Origin of the sequence: Hufsiella ginkgonis, from assembly GCF_009834915.1 — a bacterium.
In the GTDB taxonomy this organism is placed as follows: Bacteria; Bacteroidota; Bacteroidia; order Sphingobacteriales; family Sphingobacteriaceae; genus Hufsiella; species Hufsiella ginkgonis.
Genome location: NZ_WVHS01000003.1, coordinates 470,579 through 495,666, shown reverse-complemented (window position 1 = coordinate 495,666; position 25,088 = coordinate 470,579). Strand labels below are relative to the sequence as shown.

General features: G+C 48.3%; 16 protein-coding genes and 1 tRNA gene. 6 read left to right on the top strand and 11 right to left on the bottom strand.

The features are described from left to right. Positions 1–128 precede the first annotated feature (128 nt). Both GS398_RS14450 and GS398_RS14445 read right to left on the bottom strand, forming a co-directional pair. Positions 129–1,355, bottom strand: a complete 1,227-nt coding sequence (locus GS398_RS14450; RefSeq protein ID WP_160907502.1) for a hybrid sensor histidine kinase/response regulator — start codon at positions 1,353–1,355, stop codon at positions 129–131. Between the two features lie 3 nt (positions 1,356–1,358). After that, entirely contained in the window at positions 1,359–7,010 is a 5,652-nt protein-coding gene (locus GS398_RS14445; protein ID WP_160907501.1) for a HAMP domain-containing protein, read from the bottom strand. A 435-nt stretch (positions 7,011–7,445) separates the two neighbouring features. Here GS398_RS14445 and GS398_RS14440 point away from each other — a divergent pair, with 435 nt between their 5' ends. Beyond that, a complete protein-coding gene (locus tag GS398_RS14440) occupies positions 7,446–8,867 on the top strand; it encodes an MAC/perforin domain-containing protein (RefSeq protein WP_160907500.1) in 1,422 nt (473 codons plus the stop codon). Between the two features lie 60 nt (positions 8,868–8,927). Here GS398_RS14440 and GS398_RS14435 read toward each other — a convergent pair whose 3' ends face one another. The 5 genes from GS398_RS14435 to GS398_RS14415 form a co-directional block, all read right to left on the bottom strand. Beyond that, positions 8,928–10,364: an alpha/beta fold hydrolase gene (locus GS398_RS14435; protein ID WP_160907499.1), complete on the bottom strand. Its 1,437-nt coding sequence runs from the start codon at positions 10,362–10,364 to the stop codon at positions 8,928–8,930. Between the two features lie 65 nt (positions 10,365–10,429). Further along, a complete protein-coding gene (locus GS398_RS14430) occupies positions 10,430–11,230 on the bottom strand; it encodes an AraC family transcriptional regulator (RefSeq protein ID WP_160907498.1) in 801 nt (266 codons plus the stop codon). Positions 11,231–11,605: 375 nt separating this feature from the next. Continuing rightward, complete coding sequence (locus tag GS398_RS14425) at positions 11,606–12,166, bottom strand: DUF6428 family protein (protein WP_160907497.1); 561 nt, start codon at positions 12,164–12,166, stop codon at positions 11,606–11,608. A 34-nt stretch (positions 12,167–12,200) separates the two neighbouring features. After that, entirely contained in the window at positions 12,201–12,530 is a 330-nt protein-coding gene (locus GS398_RS14420) for an ArsR/SmtB family transcription factor (RefSeq protein WP_160907496.1), read from the bottom strand. A 251-nt stretch (positions 12,531–12,781) separates the two neighbouring features. Beyond that, a complete protein-coding gene (locus tag GS398_RS14415; protein WP_160907495.1) occupies positions 12,782–14,056 on the bottom strand; it encodes a PAS domain-containing HWE histidine kinase family protein in 1,275 nt (424 codons plus the stop codon). Between the two features lie 959 nt (positions 14,057–15,015). Here GS398_RS14415 and GS398_RS14410 point away from each other — a divergent pair. Genes GS398_RS14410 through GS398_RS14400 form a run of 3 tightly spaced genes read left to right on the top strand, consistent with a single transcriptional unit; the run spans position 15,016 to position 18,034 of the window. Next, entirely contained in the window at positions 15,016–15,846 is an 831-nt protein-coding gene (locus GS398_RS14410) for a hypothetical protein (RefSeq protein WP_160907494.1), read from the top strand. Between the two features lie 13 nt (positions 15,847–15,859). Next, positions 15,860–16,564: a caspase family protein gene (locus GS398_RS14405; protein ID WP_160907493.1), complete on the top strand. Its 705-nt coding sequence runs from the start codon at positions 15,860–15,862 to the stop codon at positions 16,562–16,564. 21 nt (positions 16,565–16,585) lie between these two features. Continuing rightward, positions 16,586–18,034 carry a hypothetical protein gene (locus GS398_RS14400; RefSeq protein ID WP_160907492.1) on the top strand — a complete coding sequence of 483 codons (1,449 nt, stop codon included), beginning with the start codon at positions 16,586–16,588 and terminating at the stop codon, positions 18,032–18,034. Between the two features lie 822 nt (positions 18,035–18,856). Here the strand turns inward: GS398_RS14400 and GS398_RS14395 are convergent. The 4 genes from GS398_RS14395 to GS398_RS14380 form a co-directional block, all read right to left on the bottom strand. Then, positions 18,857–19,795, bottom strand: coding sequence for an SIR2 family protein (locus tag GS398_RS14395; protein WP_160907491.1), 939 nt, complete (start codon positions 19,793–19,795; stop codon positions 18,857–18,859). After that, on the bottom strand, positions 19,785–20,525 hold the full coding sequence (locus tag GS398_RS14390) for a hypothetical protein (RefSeq protein WP_160907490.1): 741 nt from the start codon (positions 20,523–20,525) through the stop codon (positions 19,785–19,787). Before GS398_RS14390 ends, GS398_RS14395 begins: the two co-directional genes overlap by 11 nt. Before the next feature lie 45 nt (positions 20,526–20,570). Further along, the gene (locus GS398_RS14385; protein WP_160907489.1) at positions 20,571–22,796 is read right to left on the bottom strand and encodes a hypothetical protein; all 2,226 of its coding nucleotides are present in this window, start codon (positions 22,794–22,796) and stop codon (positions 20,571–20,573) included. A 777-nt stretch (positions 22,797–23,573) separates the two neighbouring features. Further along, positions 23,574–23,647, bottom strand: a tRNA-Pro gene (locus GS398_RS14380). 146 nt (positions 23,648–23,793) lie between these two features. On the opposite strand from GS398_RS14380, the gene GS398_RS14375 reads away from it, so the two are divergent. Together GS398_RS14375 and GS398_RS14370 are read left to right on the top strand one after the other, a co-directional pair. Then, the gene (locus GS398_RS14375) at positions 23,794–24,696 is read left to right on the top strand and encodes a DnaJ C-terminal domain-containing protein (protein ID WP_160907879.1); all 903 of its coding nucleotides are present in this window, start codon (positions 23,794–23,796) and stop codon (positions 24,694–24,696) included. A 10-nt stretch (positions 24,697–24,706) separates the two neighbouring features. Then, positions 24,707–25,006, top strand: coding sequence for a chaperone modulator CbpM (locus GS398_RS14370; RefSeq protein ID WP_160907488.1), 300 nt, complete (start codon positions 24,707–24,709; stop codon positions 25,004–25,006). Positions 25,007–25,088 lie beyond the last annotated feature (82 nt).

Sequence of the window (25,088 nt, the reverse complement as noted above, 5' to 3'; positions counted from 1 at the left end):
TGTATAGGACACGTCAGCACCGGTAAAGGGTGACCGGCCTTTGTCTATCATTATCGTTGCAATCGGTTTCACGCCGGTGGTTATTACCGTTAGCGGACTACCCGGGTAATTACTGTTTCCCCTTAACGTTAATCCTGACCTTCGTCGAATCGCGGTACGGTAAACCGGAAACAGGTACCTTTTCCCAGCTCGCTGTCAACGCGGATGGTACCGCCATGCTGCATCACGAAATCCTTCACGAGCAGCAGTCCTAAACCGGTACCTTTCTCCTGGCTGGTACCCATCAGGGAGGAGTAGTGTTCGTCGCCCAGCAGGATTTTTTTGGTTTCTTCTGACATGCCGGTGCCAAAATCCCTGACGCAGATCTCCACCATCCCGTTTAACGGCTGTGCGGTAACTTTAATGGCGCCGCCGCCGTTGGGAGTAAACTTAATGGCATTGGTTACCAGGTTTTGCAGGATAGAACGCAGCATCAGCGAATCCGCATGTACATAAATATCGTGGGGAATATTGTTTTCCAGCTTAAGTTCCTTCTGGCGGGCATTTCCGCGGAGAAGCTCCAGCGACTCGTTGATGCCGTGCACCAGGTGAAGCCGCTGTTTGTTAAACTCCGTTTTCTCGCGCTGGCTTTTGGCCCACTCCACCAGCTCGTTAAGCTGGGTGAGGATCCTGTTAGAAGTGCGGTTAATGATCCCTGCCAGCATCTTGATGCGGTCCGGGGGCATCTTCGCGGCATCCCGAAGTAAGTTTTCTGACGATGCCAGCAATGACGTGAGGGGGTTACGCAGGTCGTGGGAGATCACCGACAAGAACTTATCTTTTGATAAATTGAGCGCCTTGAGCTCGCCGTTAAGCTTTTCGAGCTCGTTGGTGCGGTCGAGCACCCGCTGCTCCAGCACCTGGTTAAACTGCATCAGTTCGTTGTTGATAGATTGCAGCCGCTCTTCCTGCTGTCGCAGCAACTGGTTTTTTTGATAAAGCTCAGAAAACACCGCGACTTTCGACCTCAACAGCTGTGGGTTAAATGGCTTGCGGATAAAGTCCACAGCGCCCGCCTGGTACCCTTTAAAAATAGCCGCCTCCTCGTAATCGTGCGCGGTGATAAAAATGATCGGGATCTGCCGCAGCTTGTCGCGTTGGTAGATCAGTTCGGCGGTTTCATAGCCGTCCATCGTGGGCATTTTAACATCCAGCAGGATGAGCGAAAAATCCTCCTGCTTAAGCAATACCCGGAGCGCTTCCCTGCCGGATGTCGCCCGGAAGAACTGGTACCCTTCTTTTTCGAGCACCACTTCCATCGACATCAGGTTATTCTCATTGTCGTCTACCAGCAAGATCTTTATGGCGGTATCCATTCCTTACTTGATGAGCCAGACACGCATTAATGACAACAGCTGGTCGGTTTTTACAGGCTTGGTAATGTAATCCGAGGCGCCGGAGGAAATACATTTCTGCCGGTCGCCGATCATCGCCTTGGCGGTAACGGCAATAATCGGGAGCAATTTATTCCTCGGCTCCTTGCGGATCATCCGGATGGTTTCGTAGCCGTCCATTTCAGGCATCATAATGTCCATAAGCACAATATCTATGCTTTTGTCCTTATTGAGGATCTCCAGCGCCTCACGACCGCTTTCTGCGGTAACTACCGCGATGCGCGAGCGTTCGAACACCGCCGTTAATGCAAACAGGTTACGTACGTCGTCGTCTACCACCAGCACTTTTTTCGATTCCAGGATATCGCCTTTGTTGCCGATACTGTCCACCAGCTTCAGTTTTTCCCCGCTGATGAGCTTCTTATCGATGTGCAGCCTAACCAGGATCTCTTCCAGCAGGTAAAGATGTGAATCCGGTGTTTTGGTGATGATCTTATGGTTGAGGCGTTTCAGCTGGATCAGTTCGTCTTGCGTAAAATCGCGTGCCGAATGAAGGATAATGGTAGTTTGCTCGTGCTTAAGCAGGTTGATCTTGTTCAGCAGCTCCAGGCCGCTGGCATCGGGCATCATATAATCCAGGATGATGCAGTCGAAAACTTCCTTCTTAAGTACGGAAAGGCCTTTTTGGGCGGTGGTAGAGCCGAATACCTCGATATGATCGTTGCCTACCAGGTTGGTGAGGCGCTCCAGTTCTTCTTCGTTATCCTCGAAAATGAGCACCCGTTTTTTATTGTGCGCATGAAAGGCCACGATGCCGCTGATGAGCTCGTCGAGCGTGTTGTTCGACAGCGGTTTGAGGCTGAAAGACCGCGCGCCGAACTTTAGTGCCATTGCTTTATTGTCTTCCCCCGAGATCACGTGGACGGGAATGTGGCGGAGATTGCCGTCAGACTTCATCAGCTTGAGCAGTTTCCACCCGTTCGATTCCGGCATGTTCACATCGAGTGTGATGGCGATCGGGTTGTACTTAATGATGCTGTCGAATATCTCCAGGTAATTGATGGCCACCACCGCTTTCAGGTTAAGGTCGTGTGCTTTATCGATCAGGATCTTGGTGAACCGCAGGTCGTCTTCTACCACCAGCAGCACGCGGTCCTCGGCAGAGATATTATGGCGGTCGTCGTCGATCACCAGCTCGGCGGTATCGATCATGCTCGACCGCTGGTGTGCGGCCTGGTAAGTTTCTTTATGCTTAACCGGTGCGATCTTTTCTTCCTTATACTTTAAAGGCAGGTACAAGGTGAACACGCTGCCCTTACCCAGTTCGCTTCCAACGGTGATGGTGCCTCCCAGCAACTCGGCGAAGCCTTTGCTGATAGACAATCCGAGTCCCGTACCGCCGTATTTGCGGCTGGTGGACCCTTCCGCCTGCTGGAACGCTTCAAAGATAATTCCCTGGGTATTTTTGGAGATCCCGATGCCGGAGTCCTCTATAGAGAATGCGATCACCGAGCCAACGTCTGTGAGCGGGTTCGCCTCGTCGGGCCCGGGCTTAAAGATCTGGAGTTTTACGCGTCCCTTTTCGGTGAATTTAAACGCGTTTGAAAGCAGGTTTTTGAGGATTTGGTTCAGTCGCTGCATATCCGTTTCCATCACGTCGGGCAGCCCTTCCTGGAGCTCGATATCAAACTTGAGGTTCTTGGCTTCGGAGATCGGTTTGAACGTAGATTCGGCGAACGCAGCGATCTCGTTGAAACTCACCGGCATTACATCCGCAGCAAGTACACCCGACTCGATCTTCGAGAGGTCGAGGATGTCATTGATAAGCTGGATCAGGTCATCCCCGCAGGAGTGGATGGTCTTGGCATATTTCCGCTGCTTTTCGGTGAGGTTACCTTCCGGGTTTTCAAAAAGCTGCTGGGCAAGGATCAGGAGGCTATTGAGCGGGGTCCGCAGCTCGTGCGACATGTTAGCGAGGAATTCTGATTTATACTTAGAGGTAAGTGTAAGCTGCTCGGCCTTTTCCTCGAGCGAGCGGCCCTTATCGTGCAGTTCGTCATTGGCGCGCCTCAGCTCCTCCTGCTGCGCAGAAAGCTCGCTGGCGAGCGATTGCGATTGCGATAACAGCTCTTCGGTACGGGTATTCGTTTCGATGTTGTTCAGCACGATCCCGATACTTTCCGTCAGCTGGTCCAGGAAGTCGATGTGGGTATCGCTAAAGTTCTCGAAGGAGGCCAGCTCAATTACCGCTTTGATGTTATTTTCAAATAAAACCGGCAGGATCACCAGGTCGATCGGTGCTGCCTGGCCGATACCGGAGCTGATCTGCAGGTATTCATTAGGAACGTTGGCCAGCCGGATCTTCTCCTTGTCGGTAGCGCACTGGCCTACCAAGCCTTCGCTGAGCGAGAATTCCTGGTTCACATGCTTGCGGCTCTTGTGGGCGTAACCGGCAAACAGCTTCAGTTTAGGCTCATCTTCGCCTTCCGGCTGTTCCAGGATGTAAAAGGCGCCATACCGCGCGTTTACCAGCTCGGCCAGCTCCGAGAGCACCTTGTTGGCCACCGCATTCCGGTCGCGCTGCCCCTGCAGCATCTGCGCAAACTTGGCCAGGTTTGATTTAAGCCAGTCCTGTTCGTGGTTACGCAGCGTGGTGCCTTTCAGGTTGGCGATCATCTGGTTAATGGTATCTTTTAATGCTTCGAGCTCACCTTTCGCTTCTACGCGGATGGTACGTGTCAAATCCCCTTTGGTTACGGCCGATGCCACCTCAGAAATGGAACGTACCTGGGTGGTGAGGTTCTGTGCCAGCTGGTTCACGTTCTCGGTAAGGTCCTTCCAGGTACCGGATGCCCCGGGTACGCTCGCTTGTCCGCCCAAACGTCCCTGCACCCCTACCTCGCGGGCCACCGTGGTTACCTCATCCGCAAATACGGCGAGGGTATCGATCATTTCGTTGATGGTATCCGTTAGCTGCGCCACTTCGCCGAGGGCGTTAATAGACAAGCGTTGTTTGAGGTTCCCCTTGGCGATACCGGTGGCTACTTTGGCGATACCGCGGATCTGGCCGGTGAGGTTCGATGCCATCTGGTTCACCGAGTCGGTTAAGTCCTTCCAGGTACCAGCTACCCCTTTTACGTGCGCCTGTCCGCCCAGCTTACCTTCGGTACCCACTTCGCGCGCCACACGGGTTACTTCCGAAGCGAAGGAGTTCAGCTGGTCTACCATCGTGTTGATGGTATTTTTAAGGTCCATGATCTCGCCCTTCACGTCGATAATTACCGTTTTTGAAAGGTCGCCGCTGGCTACCGCCTTAGTCACCTCGGCTATGTTACGCACCTGTGAGGTCAGGTTACTCGACATCTGGTTCACAGAGTCCGTTAAATCCTTCCAGGTACCTGCCACGCCCGGTACAAACGCCTGGCCGCCGAGGTTACCGTCCGTTCCCACTTCGCGCGCCACGCGGGTTACTTCCGAGGCAAACCCGCGAAGCTGGTCAACCATGGTATTGATGGTCTCTTTAAGCTGGAGGATCTCGCCGCGCACGTCGACCGTGATCTTTTTGGATAAGTCGCCATTGGCGATGGCGATCGATACGTCGGCGATATTACGGAGCTGGGCGGTAAGGTTACCTGCCATTTTATTTACGGAGTCGGTTAAATCCTTCCAGGTACCATCTACACCGGGTACGTTCGCCTGGCCACCCAACTGGCCTTCCGAACCTACTTCGCGCGCTACGCGGGTCACTTCCGACGCAAACCCGCGAAGCTGGTCCACCATCGTGTTAATCGTATCTTTCAGCTCCAGCAGCTCGCCCTTGGCGTTTACGGTGATCTTACGGGAAAGGTCGCCCTTAGCTACCGCGGTAGTCACCTCGGCGATGTTACGTACCTGCGAGGTCAGGTTATCCGCCATTTTATTTACCGAGTCTGTTAAGTCTTTCCACGTACCCCCTACTCCGGGTACGTTCGCCTGGCCGCCAAGCTGCCCTTCAGAGCCCACTTCGCGCGCCACGCGTGTCACTTCCGAGCCGAAGGAGTTCAGCTGGTCTACCATGGTATTGATGGTGATCTTCAGCTCGAGCATTTCGCCCTGCACGTCGACCGTGATCTTTTTGGAGAGGTCGCCCTTGGCTACCGCGGTGGTCACCTCCGCTATATTACGTACCTGGCCGGTAAGGTTACCCGCCATCTGGTTTACGGAGTCAGTCAAATCTTTCCAGGTTCCCCCTACGCCCGGCACGTTCGCCTGGCCGCCTAGTTGTCCTTCGGAACCCACTTCCCTCGCTACACGGGTTACCTCCGAGGAAAACGAGTTGAGCTGGTCCACCATGGTATTGATGGTGTTCTTCAGCTCGAGGAGCTCGCCCTTGGCATCGACCGTGATCTTTCGTGAAAGGTCGCCTTTGGCCACCGCCGTGGTCACCCCGGCTATGTTCCGCACCTGGTCTGTCAGGTTGCTGCCCATCTGGTTTACCGAATCCGTGAGATCTTTCCACACTCCGCCTACGCCCTTTACGCGGGCCTGGCCGCCAAGCTTCCCTTCGGTACCTACTTCCAGCGCCACGCGGGTTACTTCGGAGGCAAAGGAGTTAAGCTGGTCCACCATGGTGTTGATGGTCTTTTTCAACTCCAGCATCTCTCCTTTTACATCGACCGTGATCTTTTTAGAAAGGTCGCCGTTGGCCACCGCCGTGGTTACCCCGGCAATATTTCGTACCTGCGAGGTCAGGTTTCCCGCCATGCGGTTTACAGAGTCTGTTAAGTCTTTCCACGTTCCGGCCACACCCGGCACCTTTGCCTGGCCGCCGAGCTTTCCTTCGGTGCCCACTTCGAGCGCCACGCGGGTAACTTCCGAGGAAAAGGAGTTCAGCTGGTCCACCATGGTGTTGATGGTATTCTTGAGCTCGAGGATCTCGCCCTTCGCCTCTACGGTTATTTTCCTGGAAAGATCGCCTTTGGCCACCGCCGTGGTTACGGCCGCTACGTTACGCACCTGGGCGGTAAGGTTACCGGCCATCTGGTTAACGGAGTCGGTTAACTCCGCCCATACGCCCGCTACGCCTTTGATCTTGGCCTGTTCGCCCAATTTACCCTCGGAACCTACCTGGCGCGCCACGCGTGTTACCTCCATAGAAAACAGGCGCAGCTTGGACAGCATCTGGTTCGATTCTTTGGCGATGCGCAGGAACTCTCCTTTTAACGGGTGTCCTTTGATTTCCAGGGGAATCTGTTTGGAAAGATCGCCGTTGGCCACCGAGTTGATCATTCCAGCGATCTCCAGCGTAGGAGAAGTGAGGTCTTCGATCAGGTTATTCAGGGAGTTTACGCCGGCGGCCCATTCGCCGCGGGCATCGGCCAGCTCTATCCGTTTGGAGAGGTTTCCTTTTTTCCCGATCGTTTTCTCGGCGGAGGAGATCTCCGCTACCAAACGCTCGTTCATGTCGATAATATCGTTCAGCACCTCGCAGATGCGCCCGTTTATCCCGGCCTGCGTAACCGGCATGCGGACGTTAAGCCTGCCGCTTTTTACCAGCGAAAGTACTTTTAACAGTTCCTTAAGGTCGAGTGATCCGGTCAGGTTATCGTTAACGACGCCTGTATCGTCCAGGATCGTTTCTAACAATGCATCATTCATAGTAAGGTTTGGTTTGTAACAAGCAAGAGACTGCACCTGCCATCACACCTTCCGGGACCGTCCTTTTCCCCCTTAACTACCCGGTCTGCGATGCGCAAAATGACTGCAGGAACTTGATTTTAGCGGATAACAGTAATGTGTAAAGAAAGTTTTCAGGAGAGCGTTATTTTTTTCCGCGGGGAGCGATAATGGGCATCAGCCGCGAAACATCACGCCGTACCATAAATGGCTGCAGCGGGTTTCAGTCCAGTCCATGGCATCACCGGTTTCGGCTGATGGAAGCTGAGTTTAATGTCAGCCTCATCTTCAACAACAATGTTCCGGGCTTTCAAATTTGCCGGCACATTTTAACTAACGTTTGTTTAAATCTTGACAGGATCCGGTTACCGCGAAAATCAAATCAAATAATATTTTTGTCTAAACAAATATAATAATATGAAAAAACAGTTATTTGCCATCGCCTTGATGATGGTGGTTGCTTCGTGCAAAAAGACTGCCGAAGTTCCACATGTACCGGTAAACAAGATCTCTTCTAAAGTTAAAATGCCGGCTGGAGTAAGAAGCGCCGGAGACGGTGTTTGGGATGTGCTGGGTTACGGTTACGATCTTACCGGGGAATACGCACATTCCAATTCGGCTACGTACCAGATCATAGACGTGGCCCAGATGGACCTAGACCATCCAACCCTGGTTGAAAACAGCGGTGCGGAAACCGGAACCGATCAATTGGTTTATGGTTATAACGCAGCAAATTATTTACATGAATTGTCTGTAAAAATCAATGCAACGGGCGGCACCGACTTGCTATTAAAAGGAACGATAGACGCACACTTCACCGACACGCAGAAATTTTCGTCGAAGTATATCTATGGCAGCTATGGAAAGGTAGCGATCAAACGCCGGGTGTACATGCCCGCACCTCTCCTGAGCCTAATAAAAAGTTATCGTACGGCAGACTTCCTGAATATCGTACAGAATGAAAGCGCGGCAACAATAGTAGCCATTTACGGAACGCATCTCCTGACAAACGTAGCGCTCGGCGGCAAGCTTGAGCTGATCTACAAGGCAGAAACCTCCAGTTCAGACCGTACATCGGCTGCCAACGCGGGTGTTCAAATGAAATTCCTCGGCATATTCAATTTAAACACTACCGGTACCTCTTATACCAGCTCACAAGGTTCCAGCAACTTTAATGAAACCGCTTTCGTACGTACCGTTGGCGGCAATGCGGGAGCTGCAATTATCGGCACCGTTACCTTCAACGGCAGCGGCACGCCAAGCGCCACTTATAATACAGCTGCCTGGTCGGCTGGCGTAACTGACGCTAACGCGGAAATGATTGATATCGCTCCCGGCTCGCTGATACCCATTTATGATCTGATCGACGACCCTACGAAAAAGGCCGATGTACAGAACTACATCACCCAGTATCTCGCGACAAATAACGTAACGCTTACGCCCGACCCGGTTTATGAATTTTACAGTCCCAGCCTGAATAATCATGCGCTCGACCTCGACATCAATCTACCCGCAGCCCATCCAGGCTGGAACTATAACGCGCAACCGTTCAAAGCGTTTACTTCGCAGGTAGCAGGTTCCGTTCCCGTTTACCAATTTTTGCACACGTGGGACGGAAGTCACGTGTATACAAGAAACCCATATCCGGGTTGGTCGAATTATATAAACGATGGAGTTGCCTTTTACGCATACGCAACCCAGGTTGCCGGCTCGGTGCCTGCGTATGAGTTTTACCACGCCGGCGGCCATAATCATTTCTACTCAACCAACATCAATGCCAGCGCGCCATACGCCGGTTGGGCATATAATGGATTACCATTTTATGTGATGCCGAACTAAGGCTGGAATACACGTCTCTTCTAAATATGACCCTCATCAGATGAAGTCATCTGATGAGGATTATTCAATCTTTACATTCGCCGATCCAGCTACCAGCTTCCGGTTAGGATCTTTCAAAAACGCATCAAGGTAGTCGATGCCGTCTGCCATAAAACCTGGCCCATGACCATTATTGCGACGGATAAGTACTTGCGCCTTCGGCATACCCTTCTTGATCGATCGCGCATAATACGGCGGACACCACGGATCAATGTCGCCCGTAACAATCAGGGCGGGGATGGGCGAAGTCACCCGTGTTTTAGCGACAGGTGGTTCAGCACCGGCTTTCCAGCAGTCGCAGATCTGGTGATCAACGTTGTTGAAGCGATAACCCGCCAGCCAGGGAAACAACCTTTGTTGCCGGCGCATCACTGATCTACGCGCATAGGCGATCTGCTCCGTACAATAAACTGAATACCGCAAGCCATAGGATAAATCCTGGTGCGGGCGAAAATAGTCATCGAGCACCTCCCGCACGTAACGGTCGTGCCGGCCATTCAAGATGTCGAGTATCACCAACGGAACGGTTTTAACCTGCGCCGTGTTCATCCTGTTGACCACGGCCTCCAGCAATTCATGTTTGGTGTAGCTCACCAGGAGGGAATCGCCCGCATTCCCGGGCCGATACCGGATCTTAAACGTTTTTTCGGTGATTGCCGAGAAATATCTCCGGAATCGCGTTTTCAAATCACTATACCGGGTTGAGGAATCGCGGCTGCAGTTAGCAAAAACCTGGTCAAGTGCCTGGTTGATATTAAACAGCGCATCTTCCTCATAACGCGCGAACCCGGGTAACGGAGAATTAAGGATCAGCGCCCGTACTGCCCCGGGATGATTGCGGGCCACGGTGAGCATCAGGCCGCCGCTGTAAGAAATGCCCACAAGGTACAAAGAGTCAAGGCCTAACACGCTCCTGAGGTCGTTGATGTCCGCGGCGCTTTCAATGGTATTATAGGCGGATAGGTCCACGTTTGCCGCTTCAAGGCTGTTCCGGCAGCGATTTACCGCGATCCGCACCAGGCTATCGCGACTATTCCCCGTAACGTAGCTTTCACGTATGGCCGGGTCGATGGCCGGACAGGTAAGGCAAGGTTGAGAGAGTCGTGTTCCACGTAAGTCAAAAGCGATGAATCCCCCGTACTTAAGGTAACCCGATTGAAAGCCGATACTGTCGATCCCAGCCACGGTGCTGTATCCCGGGCCACCAGTGCTGTATAGCGCAACCCCTTTGCGGGGATCCTGCTCCGGCTTGCGCACGAACACGAATGGAACTTTGGTTTGCCGGCCACGCGGGTCGGAACGGTTTTCAGGCACCACAAGATATCCTGAACGAACGATGAGGCGCGGATCCGTCTTTATCAATTTGGCTTCTTCGATACGTGGCTCGTATCGTTGTGCAAACACGTGCGGCCCGCTCAGGAGTAAAATTGCGAAGTAAAACAAGCTGGTTCTTTTCATCCGGATATTTTACCAGCAAAGCACGTAAGACACGATGATCAAAAAAAGTAAAAAACGGACAATCGTTATCGCATGGCACGAAACGGCTGCCCGGTAAAGTTCGACACGTCGCGGTAAAAATGGCTATGGTCATAATAACCATAATCATAGGGCTGAAATTCAGCGCTGTTACCCAGCCATGCGTTCAATGAGGCACGGGCCCGGAGAATGCTGAAATAACGTTTTGGCGAAAGTCCCACTACGCGGTGAAAATACCGGTTGATCGTTTTGGATGTTACAAACAGCCGCTCTGCGACTGCCGAAGTGTTCAGTTGCATGTCGCCGTTCGCATATTCACCGATCGCCCGTTCCACAAGGCTTCGATAGTGATCCGGCTCTCGTATACGCAGAGATGAAAGCAGGAACTCTTCCATCAGGACGGCCCGGTTCTCGAACGTAACAGGCTGCTTTATGCACGATATCAAAGCCGGCGGCAGTACCTGGTTTAACGGTACGATGCGATCGATGAACGGCACCTGGCTAATTCCCAACACAGCTTCTAATCCTCCCGGGTGGAACTTCACGGTAAAGATATTGTCTGAAGGGAGATTTTGCCGCTCTACGATGCCGTCCCGCAAGATCAGTACGTCGTGGCCGGCAGGTACCCGGTAACGTTGATGGCCAACCTGCATCTGGTATACGCCGCCAAGGTTGAAATAGAAAGTCGGTGTCCAGCTGGCAAACATTTTCACGGAAAAATCACAGTCGAACAGGGCGCTCGTGCGCTCAGGCGACGACTGCGAGTAGAACTCCACGAACGGTCTTAGCGCTTCGCAAGGAGTAATGAAGTCATAGATATAACGGATATTTTGAAAGATCTCTACCATAAAAATTCATGTCCGCACCATTCCTGTGCTGAATGCTGCACGGATATCAAAAATAATAAAGATAAGGTATTTTATCAGCACCGCTTCCGTTTGGCAAGTGCGCTATACCGCATTGTGCCCGACCACTATGGAACTCCTTTAAAGTGCGTTAGAACACCTTCCGCCAATCCGGCGTTCGAACATAACCTGCTGATACTAAAAGAAAAAGGATTGCTCTTACAGAACAACCCTTATCTGATTTTGATAGAATCTCATCAGGCCGGGCGAAAGCCTGAAGGTAGCCGTGTGCGATCTGGCTACGGCAGCTGTTGCCTGTACAAAGAACTAATATATGTGTCATAATATAACCTGATGTATGCTGTATATTCAGCATAACTAGCAACAGCCCGATCCCGGTTTACAGGAAGCCTCTGCAACGGCCAGCATTTTTAGTTGAACCACCGGCTTTTCAGTCGGGGTGCAACATTCCTCCCCTTTATTATTGGTTCCGCAACTTCCTCCCCGGCTAATGGCCTTACATTGAGTGAAGTCAGGTTGAAGATCGACGATTAGGTTATCATCCCTTTTGAGGAAATCGCGCGGGTACATTTGCCGCGTATCGAACTGGCTGTTTCCGAACTCGATTTTTACTACAGCGTTCGGGTTCAATGGCAGCCTCTTCTCAACGATATCGATGATCGAAAGGGCTTTTCCAACGGTCATCGCCCTTTCCTGATCCAGTGCTTCGGGTTCCCACAGTTGCACAACGATCTCGGTCCAGCTGTTCACCACCCCACCGCAATCCACGGAAACGATGGGAGCCTGTTTGATCTCTGTAATGTGATACGATGCATCCACCCACTTGCCGTCCGCGTATTGAAATTGCAACGTTAGCTCCGGCTTTGCCAGTAGCCGCGACTTAAACGTCTTCCAGTTGATGAGAGATGAAGTTTCCATTATTGTAATATTACGATGTATACGGGTAAATTTTTTAGCAGCAGTTAGCGGGCTCTTTATACGATCGGAAGAAGCCGTCCAGGTTTTTATGTAAGAGCTCCCATGTCTTTGGCTCGATGCAGTAGCACACACTCACCCCTTCAATGGTGCCTTGGATCAGGCCGGCGTTCTTCAGTTCTTTCAGGTGCTGGGAAATGGTAGCTTGGGCGAGGCCCAATTCTTCCACCAAATCTCCGCAGATACATGTGTTTGCGTTGATGATCTGTTCGAGAATAGCAATACGGGCGGGATGTGCCATTGCTTTTAGCATAACGGCAAGCCGATTTTGCCCTTCGGTGAATATTTCTGTTTTGGTGAGTCCCATTATATTGTAATATTACGATAAAAAGAAATAGCAGCAAAATTTAGTTTTTTTACGAAAGCCAGCCCCAGGCATGTTAGCGCAGCCAAACCTTTGCTTATGCTGCCGCACCTTGGTTAACCACGAACTACTCGAAGGAAAAGCTGCGAAACTGGGCTATGGACTTTTTTATCGACCCGGCCCAAGCGAAGCGAAAAGCGACCGACCAGGAGAAATTTAAAACTATAGCCCGCTGGGTCACTATTGGCTACTTGTCATTCTTGCACCGGCAGGTTATCTTCTCTTTGCTCCAGCGCATTAATTTTCCGCGCGCTCTCCCGTATTACCCCGTCAAGGTCCTTCGCGCAGGCTTCCACCATTTTGAGGCATTCGTTTCTTTCTTCTTCCGCGCTGCTCTGCAGGAGAATTTCCACCAGGCTCAGCATCGATGCCAGCGGTTTTCTTACCTCATGGGAGTTTGCCCAGGCAATCTCCCTGAAGGCTTTATAGAGATCCAGCAGCCGGGCCTCTTTTTCCTTTCTTTCCGTGATGATATTCTCTACCGAAATGAAGAATTCGAACTCCCCCCGGTCATCGAAGATCGGCGAGATGTTAAGTTGTGTCCAGTAGGCTTCGCCGCTCTTCTTATAATTGATGATCTCGCCGCTGAAAAAAGATTTACGCCCCAGGGCCCCAATGATCTGCCGTATGCAATCCGGGTCCGTTCCGGCGCCGAACAGGAGTTTTGCCGGATTTTCGCCGATCGCGTCTGCGGGCTCATAACCTGTAAATTCGGTGAAGGCGCGGTTGATCCAGGTGATCCGCCCGGACTCCCCTACTATGAGCACCAGGTTGCTGATCTTGTCTATCACTTCCGCCATTCTCCGGCTTTCCTTATGGGCCTTCCGGAGGAGTTCCAGCTTTTCCTCAAGGGTTTCATTCAGTTCATGCTCTTTTACCACAGCATCCCGCAGCATCATGTTACTTTTTTCGATATCCGTTACATCGGTCACCATTACCATGCTGCAGGGCAGGTTATTGAATTTCAGGCGGTGCGCGGTTACCCGGACCCGGATACGCACACCCGACCTGAGAATATGTTCCCAGAGCGAGCCGTCCTCTATCATATTCTCACCGGATCTTACCGACTCTTTTACCCTTGCCAAATCCGCAGCGGGCCGTATGTCCAGAATAGTCATGGCGAGGAATTCCTTCCGGCTGTATCCGTATTTCTGTATCGTTGCATCGTTTACTTCTATAAACCTGAGGCTTTCGGTGTGGTAAACCCACATCGGGTTCGGGTTAGTAAGAAAGAGCTGTTTATACTGCCTTTCCGACCTCATCAGCTTAAAGCGTTCTTTCCTCACCTGGAGGTAAAGCAGAACCGCTGCAAGGCCGACAAACACCAGGTCATTAACGCCCCTGAAGGACTCCGTGATACCAAGAGTATCTCCTCTGGCCAGCAGGATGATAAGCGGATCGCTCATCAGGGCCCAGCAGACCCCGAAAATCAGGAAATATAAAGGGGTTTTAAAGTTCTTTAAGTCCATAAGATCTTATTTAGACCGGGCGGTGTAATAGCACTGTATGGACTAGGGTGTCCAGAAGGTTGTAAATACGGTCAGTTTGTCAAAAAGGAAACCGTTGTAATTATGTATTGTTTTGTTCATTTTGTCTACTTGGCGGGTAAGTAACAGATGGATCAGAAGCTCATCGTCTTTGGCGCCTTCGCCTTCAGTAATCTTCAGGTAAACGCTTGTCTACGGATCTTTTACACTCAGCTCGAATTTGAACGCCGCCCAGGATCGAGGATATTCTGGTGCGATTAAAAACAAAAAACCCGCAAATCTTATCAATTTGCGGGTTTTTGCTCCCATTTGACTGGTTTTCAGTCGGGGTGATGGGAGTGTATTAGAACACTTATTGCAGATTCTTGACGTTTTAAGAAGAATTATGCAATAATATGTAAATATGCAATGACAGCCTCGGGATTCAGGGAAATCGCGTTTAACTTTCGAAGGGAACAGCGGCAGTTTTGAAGGAAACTGTTTTACCGGACAATTGGGTAATCAGAACATTGTGATTCTGTTTCTCCCTGTAAAGCGAATCCACACGGCCAGCGAACGATTCTTCTAACCAATCGTTCCGCAGTCGTTGCCTCAGTTCGCTCAGCCGTGCTGGGTCATTGAAATAAATGTAGCCTGCAATCATCAACCCGCAACCGGCGAGAAACCTCACAGCACCCCATTTATCATTTGCTCTCATATCTATACAGCTTTAACTCCTTACTTCGCAAGTCGACAAACGCTACCCCACCCTATTGGAGTAACAGTAACGATCCTGAAATACGATTTTGGAGATAAATGTCAAAAAAAGAGATGATCCTTTGTTATTTAAACTTGATAAAATTATATTTATCTTCAAATATGGCACTTTGATTGTTACCCATCCGCCAGCGTAACTCTTCCATTTACTATTGATTTTCCATTTACTATTCTAACTACTCAAAATGAACGTTATACTGATCAAATTATCCGGGTTTGCCATAACCTTCGTATTTTTCTTTCTCATACGATTCCTGCTTGCCCGTCAGCGCAGTTTTTCCGATTTCTTTATCGGTGAATCCGGTGCGTACAGTCTGTCGAGAGTGCAGATCGTAAGCTGGGTGTACATTATTATTTCCTTCCAGATCAGCTTATTGGTCGCAACGGCGACACTGGGCGCTATAAACAAGTTTGACGTTCTTTTCCCTGAAGAGATCATGTGGCTGTTGGGCTTATCATCGGCCAGTTATCTTGTGGTGAAAGGTGCGACTGTGGACATGATAATTAAGCAGCAGAAAGTGCAGATAAAGGTCAGGAAATTAAGCGACCTGATTGTGGGTGATAGTGGATTGGATTTTACAAGATTCCAATTCCTGATCTGGACGCTCGTTGGAATATTTCTCTACCTGAGTCATTGCAATTTCTATATCGAAAGCTTATTTAACCCTGAAAACAGCGGTAAGCTAGGGACTCTGTTAAGCGAGGCTAACCCGGATATGCCATCGGTATCCTGGTCGTTCATTGTTTTGATGGGACTTAGCCAGGGCACGTACATCGGCAAGAAGCTGATCCCGGAGTTCAAGGCGGCGGAATTTAAAGAAGACAGGTGTATTGAATTGAATAGGCAGGTGGATTTGCTTGGGATCCAGATCGCTGCAAAACAGGAGATTGTGCAGTTAGCGAAACCGGTAACAGAGGCCGGGATCGTGCACGTTGCCGCTTTAAAGGAAGAAATAGTTCATCTTCAGAGCAAAAAAGTGGCATTAGAAGCCGAGGTCAGAAGAATTAAAAACTAAACACGTAGTAAACATGAAAAGAGCACTTGTGGTCTGCCTGGGCGAAGTTTATACCAGCTCTCCCAATTACGATACTTTCTCTTCCCTACCCAACAAAACGCGGATCGTTCAACTATTGAGCAGCAAAGGATGGGACACCATTGATCCGGTTATGGAATGGGACGCGACAAAGAGTAACGTAAAGGCATCGTTAACTCAATTGTTATCGCTCACCAGGTCGGGAGATTGTTTGCTCTTTTATTATAACGGTCACGCAGAAAAGAACTATGCGGGTGCCGGCGAAACCGGGACTGACGATAGCGGGGACGAATTCCTGGTAACGTACAGCGACTATATCAGCCGGGCGGATATTCCGATGCCTTCGAGCGTCTGCTTTTTGGATAATGAGTATTACGATCTCTTGTTCAATTTCTTTAATGTACACCGGGACCGGTTCTTGATATCGATATTCGATTGCTGCTATTCAGCAGGTATGGTCGACGCCGAACTGCGGTCGCTTCCGAATCATATGGTCCTTAATTCGTCTTCTGAGAGCGTCAGTTCCTGGACCTCGGCAAATGATGGCTCCTATTTTACGAAAGCGCTGTGTTTTGAAGCAGGGCAATCGACGAGCATTGATGAACTATTTCAAAGGACAGCAAAAGCGCTAACGGACCAAGGCTTCCCCTCTCCTGTTTTTATCAGGGGGGCGCTTCCTGCAGGTACATTTATCATATAAACACCTAAACCAATCCATATTATGAAACTTTTTACGCTTCTATTTCCCCTGTTCTTTAGTTTCCTGTCATTAAGCGCTCAAAATACTATAAAAATCGAGGGCAGCAAAGAAGTCAGTATCAGCCGAGACGAATTAAAGGTCGCCGATTTTTCTTCGAAAGAATCTACCTATAACTTCATTATTAACACGATCCTGAAACCGTCCAAAATGGAGGATGTCGCCGCGTTGCGAAGATGGTCGGCGGTAGATGGTATGAATTTAAACCAGTCGGCCATCCTGTTTATCCGGCATGATTACACCAAATCCAGGCTTCAGGATTTGTCTGCACCCGCAAAAGAAGCTTTAGATAAGCTAATTAACCTTGTACCGGCTTACGAGCAGGCGTTGAAAGATGGAGACAAATGGTTAATTCAACTGAAGTTGGGCACCATAACAACAGGCGACGCAGATAACCTGGTTAAGAATAGCAACTACTTCACAGATGATGAGAAAGCTGCGCTCAGTCCTTTTCACTTCACCGCCGCGGTGCCTGCCAACCAACAGCATTTCATCGAGATTTTTACCAATAATCTCAAAAGGCTAAAAGAGGTCACCCTCCCCAACGCGATCGCCAAGATACAGAAGGATGAGCCTACGATCATCGAGGAGCCTGCGATCGTGACTACGCTGCTGCACAAAGAAAAAGGCGAGTGGAGCGACTATCTCCTGAAAACGAAAAAAATACTGGTCATTTTACTTGGGGGAGAGGAAGATATCGCCAAGGCTTCTATCGAAATCGAGAATACGGTCTCGGCCATGGATGCCAGTTTAGCCGATTTGAAAAGTCTGGCGCAGGCCTTGGCGATGTCCGCCAAAACGGGTATCAAGTGCAAAGTAATCGCTTTGAGCCCGGACGGCATCATCCCTCCTTCTACCCTCACCATCAAACATGCCGCCTTCAAAGAAGCTCCGCAGTACAAAATCCACGAAACCGGTAATTTCCTTTTCAAAGTGGGCGTGTCGGCAACGTACCTGGACAAGAACACTTATAAAATCGAGAATCAGGAGCTTGTTATCGCTCCCGATCCGGATCAGCAGAAAGTATGGAAAGAAAACCTGGTAGCCATGGTCGAATACTCGTTTGCACCGCGGGATTATGACCGGTTCGGTTCCTTTTTTAGCAAAGACGATAAAACACCCCGATTGAACCGGTTCGGGCTTTTCGCCGGCTGTAAATTATCGAAGAAACCCTGGGAACTTTTAACGATGGGCGGAAGCTTTGCATTATCGAATACAGTGTCGGTAAATGGGGGACTTAGTTTCGCGTTAAAGGAAGGTCAGCAAACGGTCGATGTCGGAGAAATTACAGATCTCGAGGACGCCCGTAAATTGGCCGACCAGGAATACCAAAACGCGAAGTGGTTTATCGGGCTTTCGTTCTCGCCGAAGATTATTACTAAAGCGCTGGGATTAGAGAAAGAGAAAAAGTAAAGAAGGTCGAAGGCTATAGAGAGTTGAGGTGTAGTGTATTGAAGTGTGAGTCGGGATATAATCCCAAAGAATCGGGATATTCTGGTACGATTAAAAACAAAAAACCCGCAAATCTTATCAATTTGCGGGTTTTTGCTCCCATTTGACTGAGTTTCAGTCGGGGTGATGGAAGTGTATTAGAACACTTGAGGGGAATTTTGAACACTATATCTCTTATAGCGACGAAAAATGACTCATAAATCGTCTCCTAAAATCAACCATTATCAACATCTTCCTCGGGGAATAATTCGTTATAGTACAGGTATTCGATTAGCTGATCAAGCCGCCAATGGATATCTTCAAGCCGAACTACCAGGTTTTCCAGATCAACCTCAACATTTCCTTTTACCTCGACGTAAAATGATTTATATACTTATTGTTGATCAGGTATCTTGTAAAATCCATATTGCCGTACCCGGCACGCTGGGTGATTTCCTCAATATAAGCTTGCAGGTTTGCCGTTGCCTCTTTGAAATCAGCAAGACTTAGCTGTCCGCCATCCTCTTTTACCCGAGCGGTTATGGTACGGTATATTTGTTGAAGATCATGACTCCCCTCAATTTTCGAATTTGCGCCCTTGATCTTGGAATAAGACAGATTTTAAGCAGTTCATGGAAGTAAATTCAATGATGGTATCTTCTATAGAAGAAGTCAAAGTAGAAGGGTAATAGTTGGGGTAGGCAGGAGAAAGAGACGGGGCGCCGCCAGGGTGGCGAAGGAGATCAAAAAGGGCAGCTCTTTACTCCTCGTATGATTTATCCCTATGAAATTACAGTTATCACTTCAGATAGTAGGCTTCTTTGCCAAAGTTAGAGCACTTTGTAATATCGAAAAAATAGCCTGAGGAATTTCGCTAGGCTTGTAAATTCTGGGAATAATACCAGCTTCTAAAAGAGCCGGAATTCTCCTATCGGTCTCCGGACCAGGCGTCAAAAAGGCAATTCCATATGGCAAACTTCTAGTGACCCCTTCATCCTTGTACCACTTATTCATGACTCTCAAATAAGGGCAAACATCATTATATAGAGAGTCGGCAGACAGGCCCACTGCGAGAAAAGTATGCCTTCTAAAATACTCGAAAAAATATTCCTTCCAATAATCCTTTCCTAGCATGCGATCTTGGAATTCTTCGTTGGAAAAAGTAATTTCCTTTGAGTTTTTACCAAACTTCGAATCGTGAGGGAGGTAACCATGAATATGCGCAATAACGACATCCGCGTTCTTGGTCATGAATTGCCTTTTTACGAAGGTATCCACTTTAAGTCCCATCAATTCCAGATACCATTCGAGCGCACTGTCGAAGTTATAAGTAATTATATTTCTCACATTTCCACGATGTCGACCCGTAATTAATGCTGACAACGCTATCAAAAGATCTTTTTTAGCGAACTCGAAATCGAAGGTCACTCCATCATAAAGCGCTTCTTTTACCTCCGCCAGATAATCCAATCCTTGCTTTGTTATCTCGTTTTTAACGTCTTGCGCAATATCTTTTAGCTCATGCCCGGAATAAGTTTTTCCGATCTCCATACGCCCTTTGAGATGCTTATCACAAATCAAAAATAATAACTTCGACCAACCTGGGAACTTAAGATCGACCGATACTCCCCCGCCAAGCAATAAAGCTAAGTGGCCATCATTAAGAAACTGCGCAAGCAAGCCTGAGACATCAGAACCCTCCGGTGTATACAGTTCTAAATCGAAACCAAAATTAGGATTCATCTTCGAGAAGGCTTTTCTTATTTATAAAAGAACTTTCATACAGCGAATTACTCTCTTCGAAAAAGGTGACAGCTCGCGCTAATATATCACCAATGTCCGCAGTCCTGTTTCGTTTAAGCCAGAATCGGAGATTTCCCAATTTATCAAAAGATAATTCTAGCACCCTGTTTTCTTCCGGAAGCTCACAATTCAGTTTAAGCGACAGAGGTTCAATACTTATCTGATTGTCGCTACTTAACAAATTGTATACGCGCGATTTCAACGGACTATTTCCGAGAATATTTATTTTATTCGCTGTGTCATCCTTTACTGCAGCAGAATACTTGCTGATCTCCACTTTAAGTCCGTTATAACGATCATTGGGATTGTATTTTAAGTGATTCAGTACCGATTCAACTTCAGGTTTTATATATCGACGTACTGCATTTGCGCCAATAATATCCCTATCGATATATGTGCTTAACGTAATGTATGGGTAACAAACGAAAACTAGAGGCCCCCTACGCGCTTTTATATGACCAATATACATGTCATACCAAAAACTATCAGGTTCATCGTTTTGGCTTACTTTGTTAAATTTCGATAATAGACTTTCACTTCCAAGTAGTCGAGAAAGTTTAACTTGAACATGCAAAAGATTTCCATTCCCATCGACAGTCTCCACCTCATTCTTTTCTTGAATAAGGCGTGTAAAAGCCACGGAAGTCGAAATCTGTGCAGAATCGATCAATGCTACATAATAAAAGTGCGACGAGGCAATTTGCGATTGAACCATTTATTTAAATGAACTTAAGGACAACAGCAACCACGCTGACGTCTTTTCTATTAAATCATCACTTCGGGCAACATTGTGCTCATAGTACGCTTCCTTGATAAGCTGGTCCAGCAGAAATCTTACCTTACTTTTTATACTTTCCCCCTCGAATGAATTTCGCTGAATATAGTATAACGCCGGGACCCCGAATTCATCCTCATTTCCCACTGGCAAAGTGTTCTTATCATTATTATCCAATAACGTCTCTAATTTACCTACAAAAAAGTGATAAGCCAAATCACCAACGATCATGCAGTTATAAAAACGATATTGTAAATCTTTATAGTGTTCCTTTTGATTTAACAACGAAAATATCCGATTGTACATGAAGTTATTGTCCCTGGATTTAAGCTTCATTAAGATACTACGGAATTGCTCGACCACCAATGTATAACGCTTCTGAAGACTGCCTTCTATCTGCAAGCCGATTATCACCAACGATCTCAAAATATATTGCTTGATATCGTTTACGACGGCTGGGATAGTCGACCAGGAAGCCCATATTGACATCATATATACTTCTTCTTGCTTTTTATAGATATAGCAAAAGTCGATGACATGAACGAAAATCTCTGTTACATCTTTGTAATACCAAAGAAGCTTGTTTTGTAAATGAAGCGAATCTGGCATCATATAATCCGTCTTCCGTTCTGCACTTCCTTGGCATTCAACTATTTTAAGCGAATCAGAGGGCGCTATAAGCGACCCAAATACCTCTGCATTTATCACAAACTTAATAATAGTTGCTATAAAAAATTCGAAATAAGTAATAGGCCGCTTCTGAGCGTCTGCGTCGAGGATTTCTTCTATTATATCAGTAAAGTGCTTTAGGTATTTACTTTCTTCCTCAGGACGCCAGGATTTCAAATCCACAAACATCTGGTTGAGAATCATTCTCACATGGTTGTGAATGACCTCGTGTGTATAATTTATGATATGCCACGGTAATCTATGAGACTCTACCAACACCTGAATAGCAGCTGTAGCGCTGAGTTCATACTCTCTAAAACCTAAACGACCGCTAAAAAAAGATAACCTATGAAAAAAATCTTCAGGGAAGCTCACACTCAGATGGCTGACCTCGGTGCCTACCACAGTGTTTTTCACAACATCGTCATACCAAACACGTGCTTCAAAAAGAGAAGGGTCAATAATTAAATTACTGTACTCCGGCGGACAATTTGTTTTAAAGTACAAAGTTGTCGTAAGTTCATCAAACGGTAGCCTGAAGAACACGTTTTCAAGCTGAGATAAAAGCTCATATAACGCTCCGACACCCGACCCTATGCCCAATAGTGAATGCCGTCTTACTAATCCTATATGGTCGAAAATCGGAAATGTGCCAGAATATGTCTGACTATAAATGTAAGACATGGAAGAATTGAATTGTATCAGCTTACCATGCCAATCATTAATTAATTCATCAACGCCGATGCGCAAGGATGGATCATGAAGTTTCTGCACTGCCAACTCTTTGGTTTCCGCGTCCAAACTCGAAAGCAGCGCATCACTGGGTGATTGCAATTCGTCCTGATAGAGAAATGCAAGATCTGTGACTAGGTCGTTTGCAGCAAGTACGGTTTTTTCATGCAAAGAAAAATAGTGTGGGGTAAACTTCTTTGAAGCTGTCAGGAATTTGTCGACAGATATAATATATTCCGAACAAGCGAATTTTATGTGTAGCGGAACTTTCTCCGAAATTGCTAAACCACAGTGATAAACATCTTTGTCCGCACTAAAGTTCTTAACGATTGGCGGGTTAACTAAACTTATTCTCCCTTTATCAATCTCCCAAACTTCATATGCAGTAATATTCTCCTTATCCAAAAGGACGCTTACTATTGCTTGGGTTACGCTCCCATCCTTACTGTTGTCAAATAGAACAAGATTAGCTAACCCGATACTAAACCATAATTCGTTGGAAAGCGTAAACCTCGTAATTAGCTCATTTAATGTCGGAAAGACAGAAGGAACCATCATAAAAATGACCTTCGTCCCTTCTTCCATTAGAGGCTTCTCACTTACCCCATCCTTGTGAGGACAGAAAAGTGGGCTAGTAATAAAAAGATTCTTATAGCTTTCAGTAGCAGGATCGCCGGTGGTAAGATGGATTTTCGCGCTGCGATAGTTGGGGTAAGCATCATACTCACCCTCAACCGTTAAGAACAACCGCTGAAAAACGCTCACTTTTTGGGAACTATATGCAAATCCTCACCATCCCACACGATTTCGCCGATTTTTTTCCCAGCAAACTTCCGTGCAAGTGGAGCAGGTACCACAGGACTATCTACGTGCATTTGCGTTGTAAGCCCGTGCTCAACCAAGGCATCCTCATAATGCTGCTTCGGCTGGCCTGATCCTCCAAACAGCTTATACTGGGAAGACCAAACAAAGTGTAACTGCTTTTTTGTTGGCATATAATTTTAACCCCCCGAAAGGGACTGCAAAGATAAAAGACGATATTCAAATACACAATAGCACGGATGTTATTTTTTCGATTAAATACCTTGACCTGAATTAGTTGCATTAATAGTAAAATAAGGTACTGATCTGATCGCGACACCATGAGGTGACAACCATCCTTTCATTTCCCCCTTCACTTTCTCCCTCTTCTCCTGATTCCCTATCTTTATCCCCGTAAAATATTAATAGCGACAGCTATTTGATTTATTTTCGAAACCGGATGAGCTTCGAAAACGGGTGTAGCTGATGTCCCACGCTATTTTTTTGCGTAAAACTCAGCCGGGACGTGCTTATCGGGGCTTAATAAATATTGCTAGGATATGATCGAACACCAGGTACAAACAATTATTAGGAGGTGTTCAAACGAATCCCATCTTTAATAAAAGTGCACTTAGAACACCTTCATCGATCAACCCTTCTGCTATAACTCATTGATACCAAAAGAAAAAGGGTTGCTCTTTTCAGAGCAACCCTTTCCGGGTTCCGGTGAACCTCTTTAAGTCGGGGTAGCAGGATTCGAACCTACGACCTCTTCGTCCCGAACGAAGCGCGCTACCGGGCTGCGCTACACCCCGAAAAACAGGATGCTAAAATAATAATGGAGAGGATAACAAAAAAACTTTTTGAAAATGTAGCCTGGTATCCTAACGAAACAAAAGAAACATCCGCCGGGTTTTATACCTGGGAACGATGCTCCTTCCCGGCTTCCAAACGGATTAACATGGCCTATATAGACTATTATAAAGCGCTCGGCCTCGAAAAGAGCGCCACCGAAAAAGACATTAAGAGCGCATACCGCAAGCTTGCCCGCAAGTACCACCCGGATCTGAACCCCGACGACAAAGAGGCCAACAAACGCTTCCAGGAGATCAACGAAGCCAACGAGGTGCTCAGCGATCCCGAAAAGCGAAAGAAATACGACCAGTATGGCGAAAACTGGCAGCACGCCGACGCCTACGGGCAGGCGGGCAAACAACAGGGCGGGCGTGGCTATGGCGGCGGGCGCGGAAACGGGGCTACAGGCGGATACAACTTCGACGACCTGGGCGGTGACAACGATTTCTCCGACTTCTTCAGCTCGATGTTTGGCGGTGGCGGCGGCAGCCGCAGCGCGAAGTTCCGCGGACAGGATTACCATGCGGAACTCCGCCTGGAACTTAGGGACGCTGCGGAAACCCATAAACAAACAATCACCGTAAATGGGAAAAACATCCGCATCACCATCCCCGCCGGCGTAGAAAACGGGCAAATCATCAAGATTGCCGGGCATGGGGCACAAGGGGTGAACGGAGGCCCGGCCGGCGACCTCCTGATCACTTTCGTGATCAAAGACGATCCGCGCTTTAAACGCCACGGCAACGACCTGCACGCCACCATGAACCTCAGCCTCTTTACCGCGGTGCTTGGCGGTGAGGCGACTGCCGAAACACTCACCGGGAAAGTGAAGGTAAAAGTAGCCCCCGAAACCCAAAACGGCACCCGTATTAAACTTAAGGGCAAGGGCTTCCCGGTCTACAAAAAAGAAGGGCAGCATGGCGACCTGTACATCACCTACCAGGTACAGATCCCCGTAAACCTGACCGACCGTCAAAAGGAACTCTTTAAACAACTCGCCGAATCTTAATAGCTATCTCATGAAAACAGGAAATTTCATACAGGTCCGCGTTTTTTGTACCGCGCACGAAATAGATCCCGAATTTATCAGCTCCCTGCAGGAACTTGGCTTACTCGAGCTGGTCGCGGAGAACGGCCCCGCTGTTATCCCCCACCACCAGCTGCCATCCCTCGAACGGATGACCCGCCTGCACCGCGACCTGGGCATTAACGCGGCCGGCATCGGGGCACTCGAACAACTGCTTGAACGAATGGAGCAAATGCGGGAGGAAATGCGCGTACTAAAAAACAGGCTGAGCTTTTATGACACCCTATTGTAGTTCAAGGCTTGCTAAACGGTTGCTTACCGTACTTTAAGGGTATAGCGGTTCCGGGCGGGATTCAACTCCGCCGGAAGGCGAT

What these genes read in the sequence shown, in the direction of transcription:
- GS398_RS14450 (WP_160907502.1), bottom strand. Translation starts at nt 1,355, where the DNA reads ATGGATACCGCCATAAAGATCTTGCTGGTAGACGACAATGAGAATAAC.
- GS398_RS14445 (WP_160907501.1), bottom strand. Translation starts at nt 7,010, where the DNA reads ATGAATGATGCATTGTTAGAAACGATCCTGGACGATACAGGCGTCGTT.
- GS398_RS14440 (WP_160907500.1), top strand. Translation starts at nt 7,446, where the DNA reads ATGAAAAAACAGTTATTTGCCATCGCCTTGATGATGGTGGTTGCTTCG.
- GS398_RS14435 (WP_160907499.1), bottom strand. Translation starts at nt 10,364, where the DNA reads ATGAAAAGAACCAGCTTGTTTTACTTCGCAATTTTACTCCTGAGCGGG.
- GS398_RS14430 (WP_160907498.1), bottom strand. Translation starts at nt 11,230, where the DNA reads ATGGTAGAGATCTTTCAAAATATCCGTTATATCTATGACTTCATTACT.
- GS398_RS14425 (WP_160907497.1), bottom strand. Translation starts at nt 12,166, where the DNA reads ATGGAAACTTCATCTCTCATCAACTGGAAGACGTTTAAGTCGCGGCTA.
- GS398_RS14420 (WP_160907496.1), bottom strand. Translation starts at nt 12,530, where the DNA reads ATGGGACTCACCAAAACAGAAATATTCACCGAAGGGCAAAATCGGCTT.
- GS398_RS14415 (WP_160907495.1), bottom strand. Translation starts at nt 14,056, where the DNA reads ATGGACTTAAAGAACTTTAAAACCCCTTTATATTTCCTGATTTTCGGG.
- GS398_RS14410 (WP_160907494.1), top strand. Translation starts at nt 15,016, where the DNA reads ATGAACGTTATACTGATCAAATTATCCGGGTTTGCCATAACCTTCGTA.
- GS398_RS14405 (WP_160907493.1), top strand. Translation starts at nt 15,860, where the DNA reads ATGAAAAGAGCACTTGTGGTCTGCCTGGGCGAAGTTTATACCAGCTCT.
- GS398_RS14400 (WP_160907492.1), top strand. Translation starts at nt 16,586, where the DNA reads ATGAAACTTTTTACGCTTCTATTTCCCCTGTTCTTTAGTTTCCTGTCA.
- GS398_RS14395 (WP_160907491.1), bottom strand. Translation starts at nt 19,795, where the DNA reads ATGAATCCTAATTTTGGTTTCGATTTAGAACTGTATACACCGGAGGGT.
- GS398_RS14375 (WP_160907879.1), top strand. Translation starts at nt 23,794, where the DNA reads ATGGCCTATATAGACTATTATAAAGCGCTCGGCCTCGAAAAGAGCGCC.
- GS398_RS14370 (WP_160907488.1), top strand. Translation starts at nt 24,707, where the DNA reads ATGAAAACAGGAAATTTCATACAGGTCCGCGTTTTTTGTACCGCGCAC.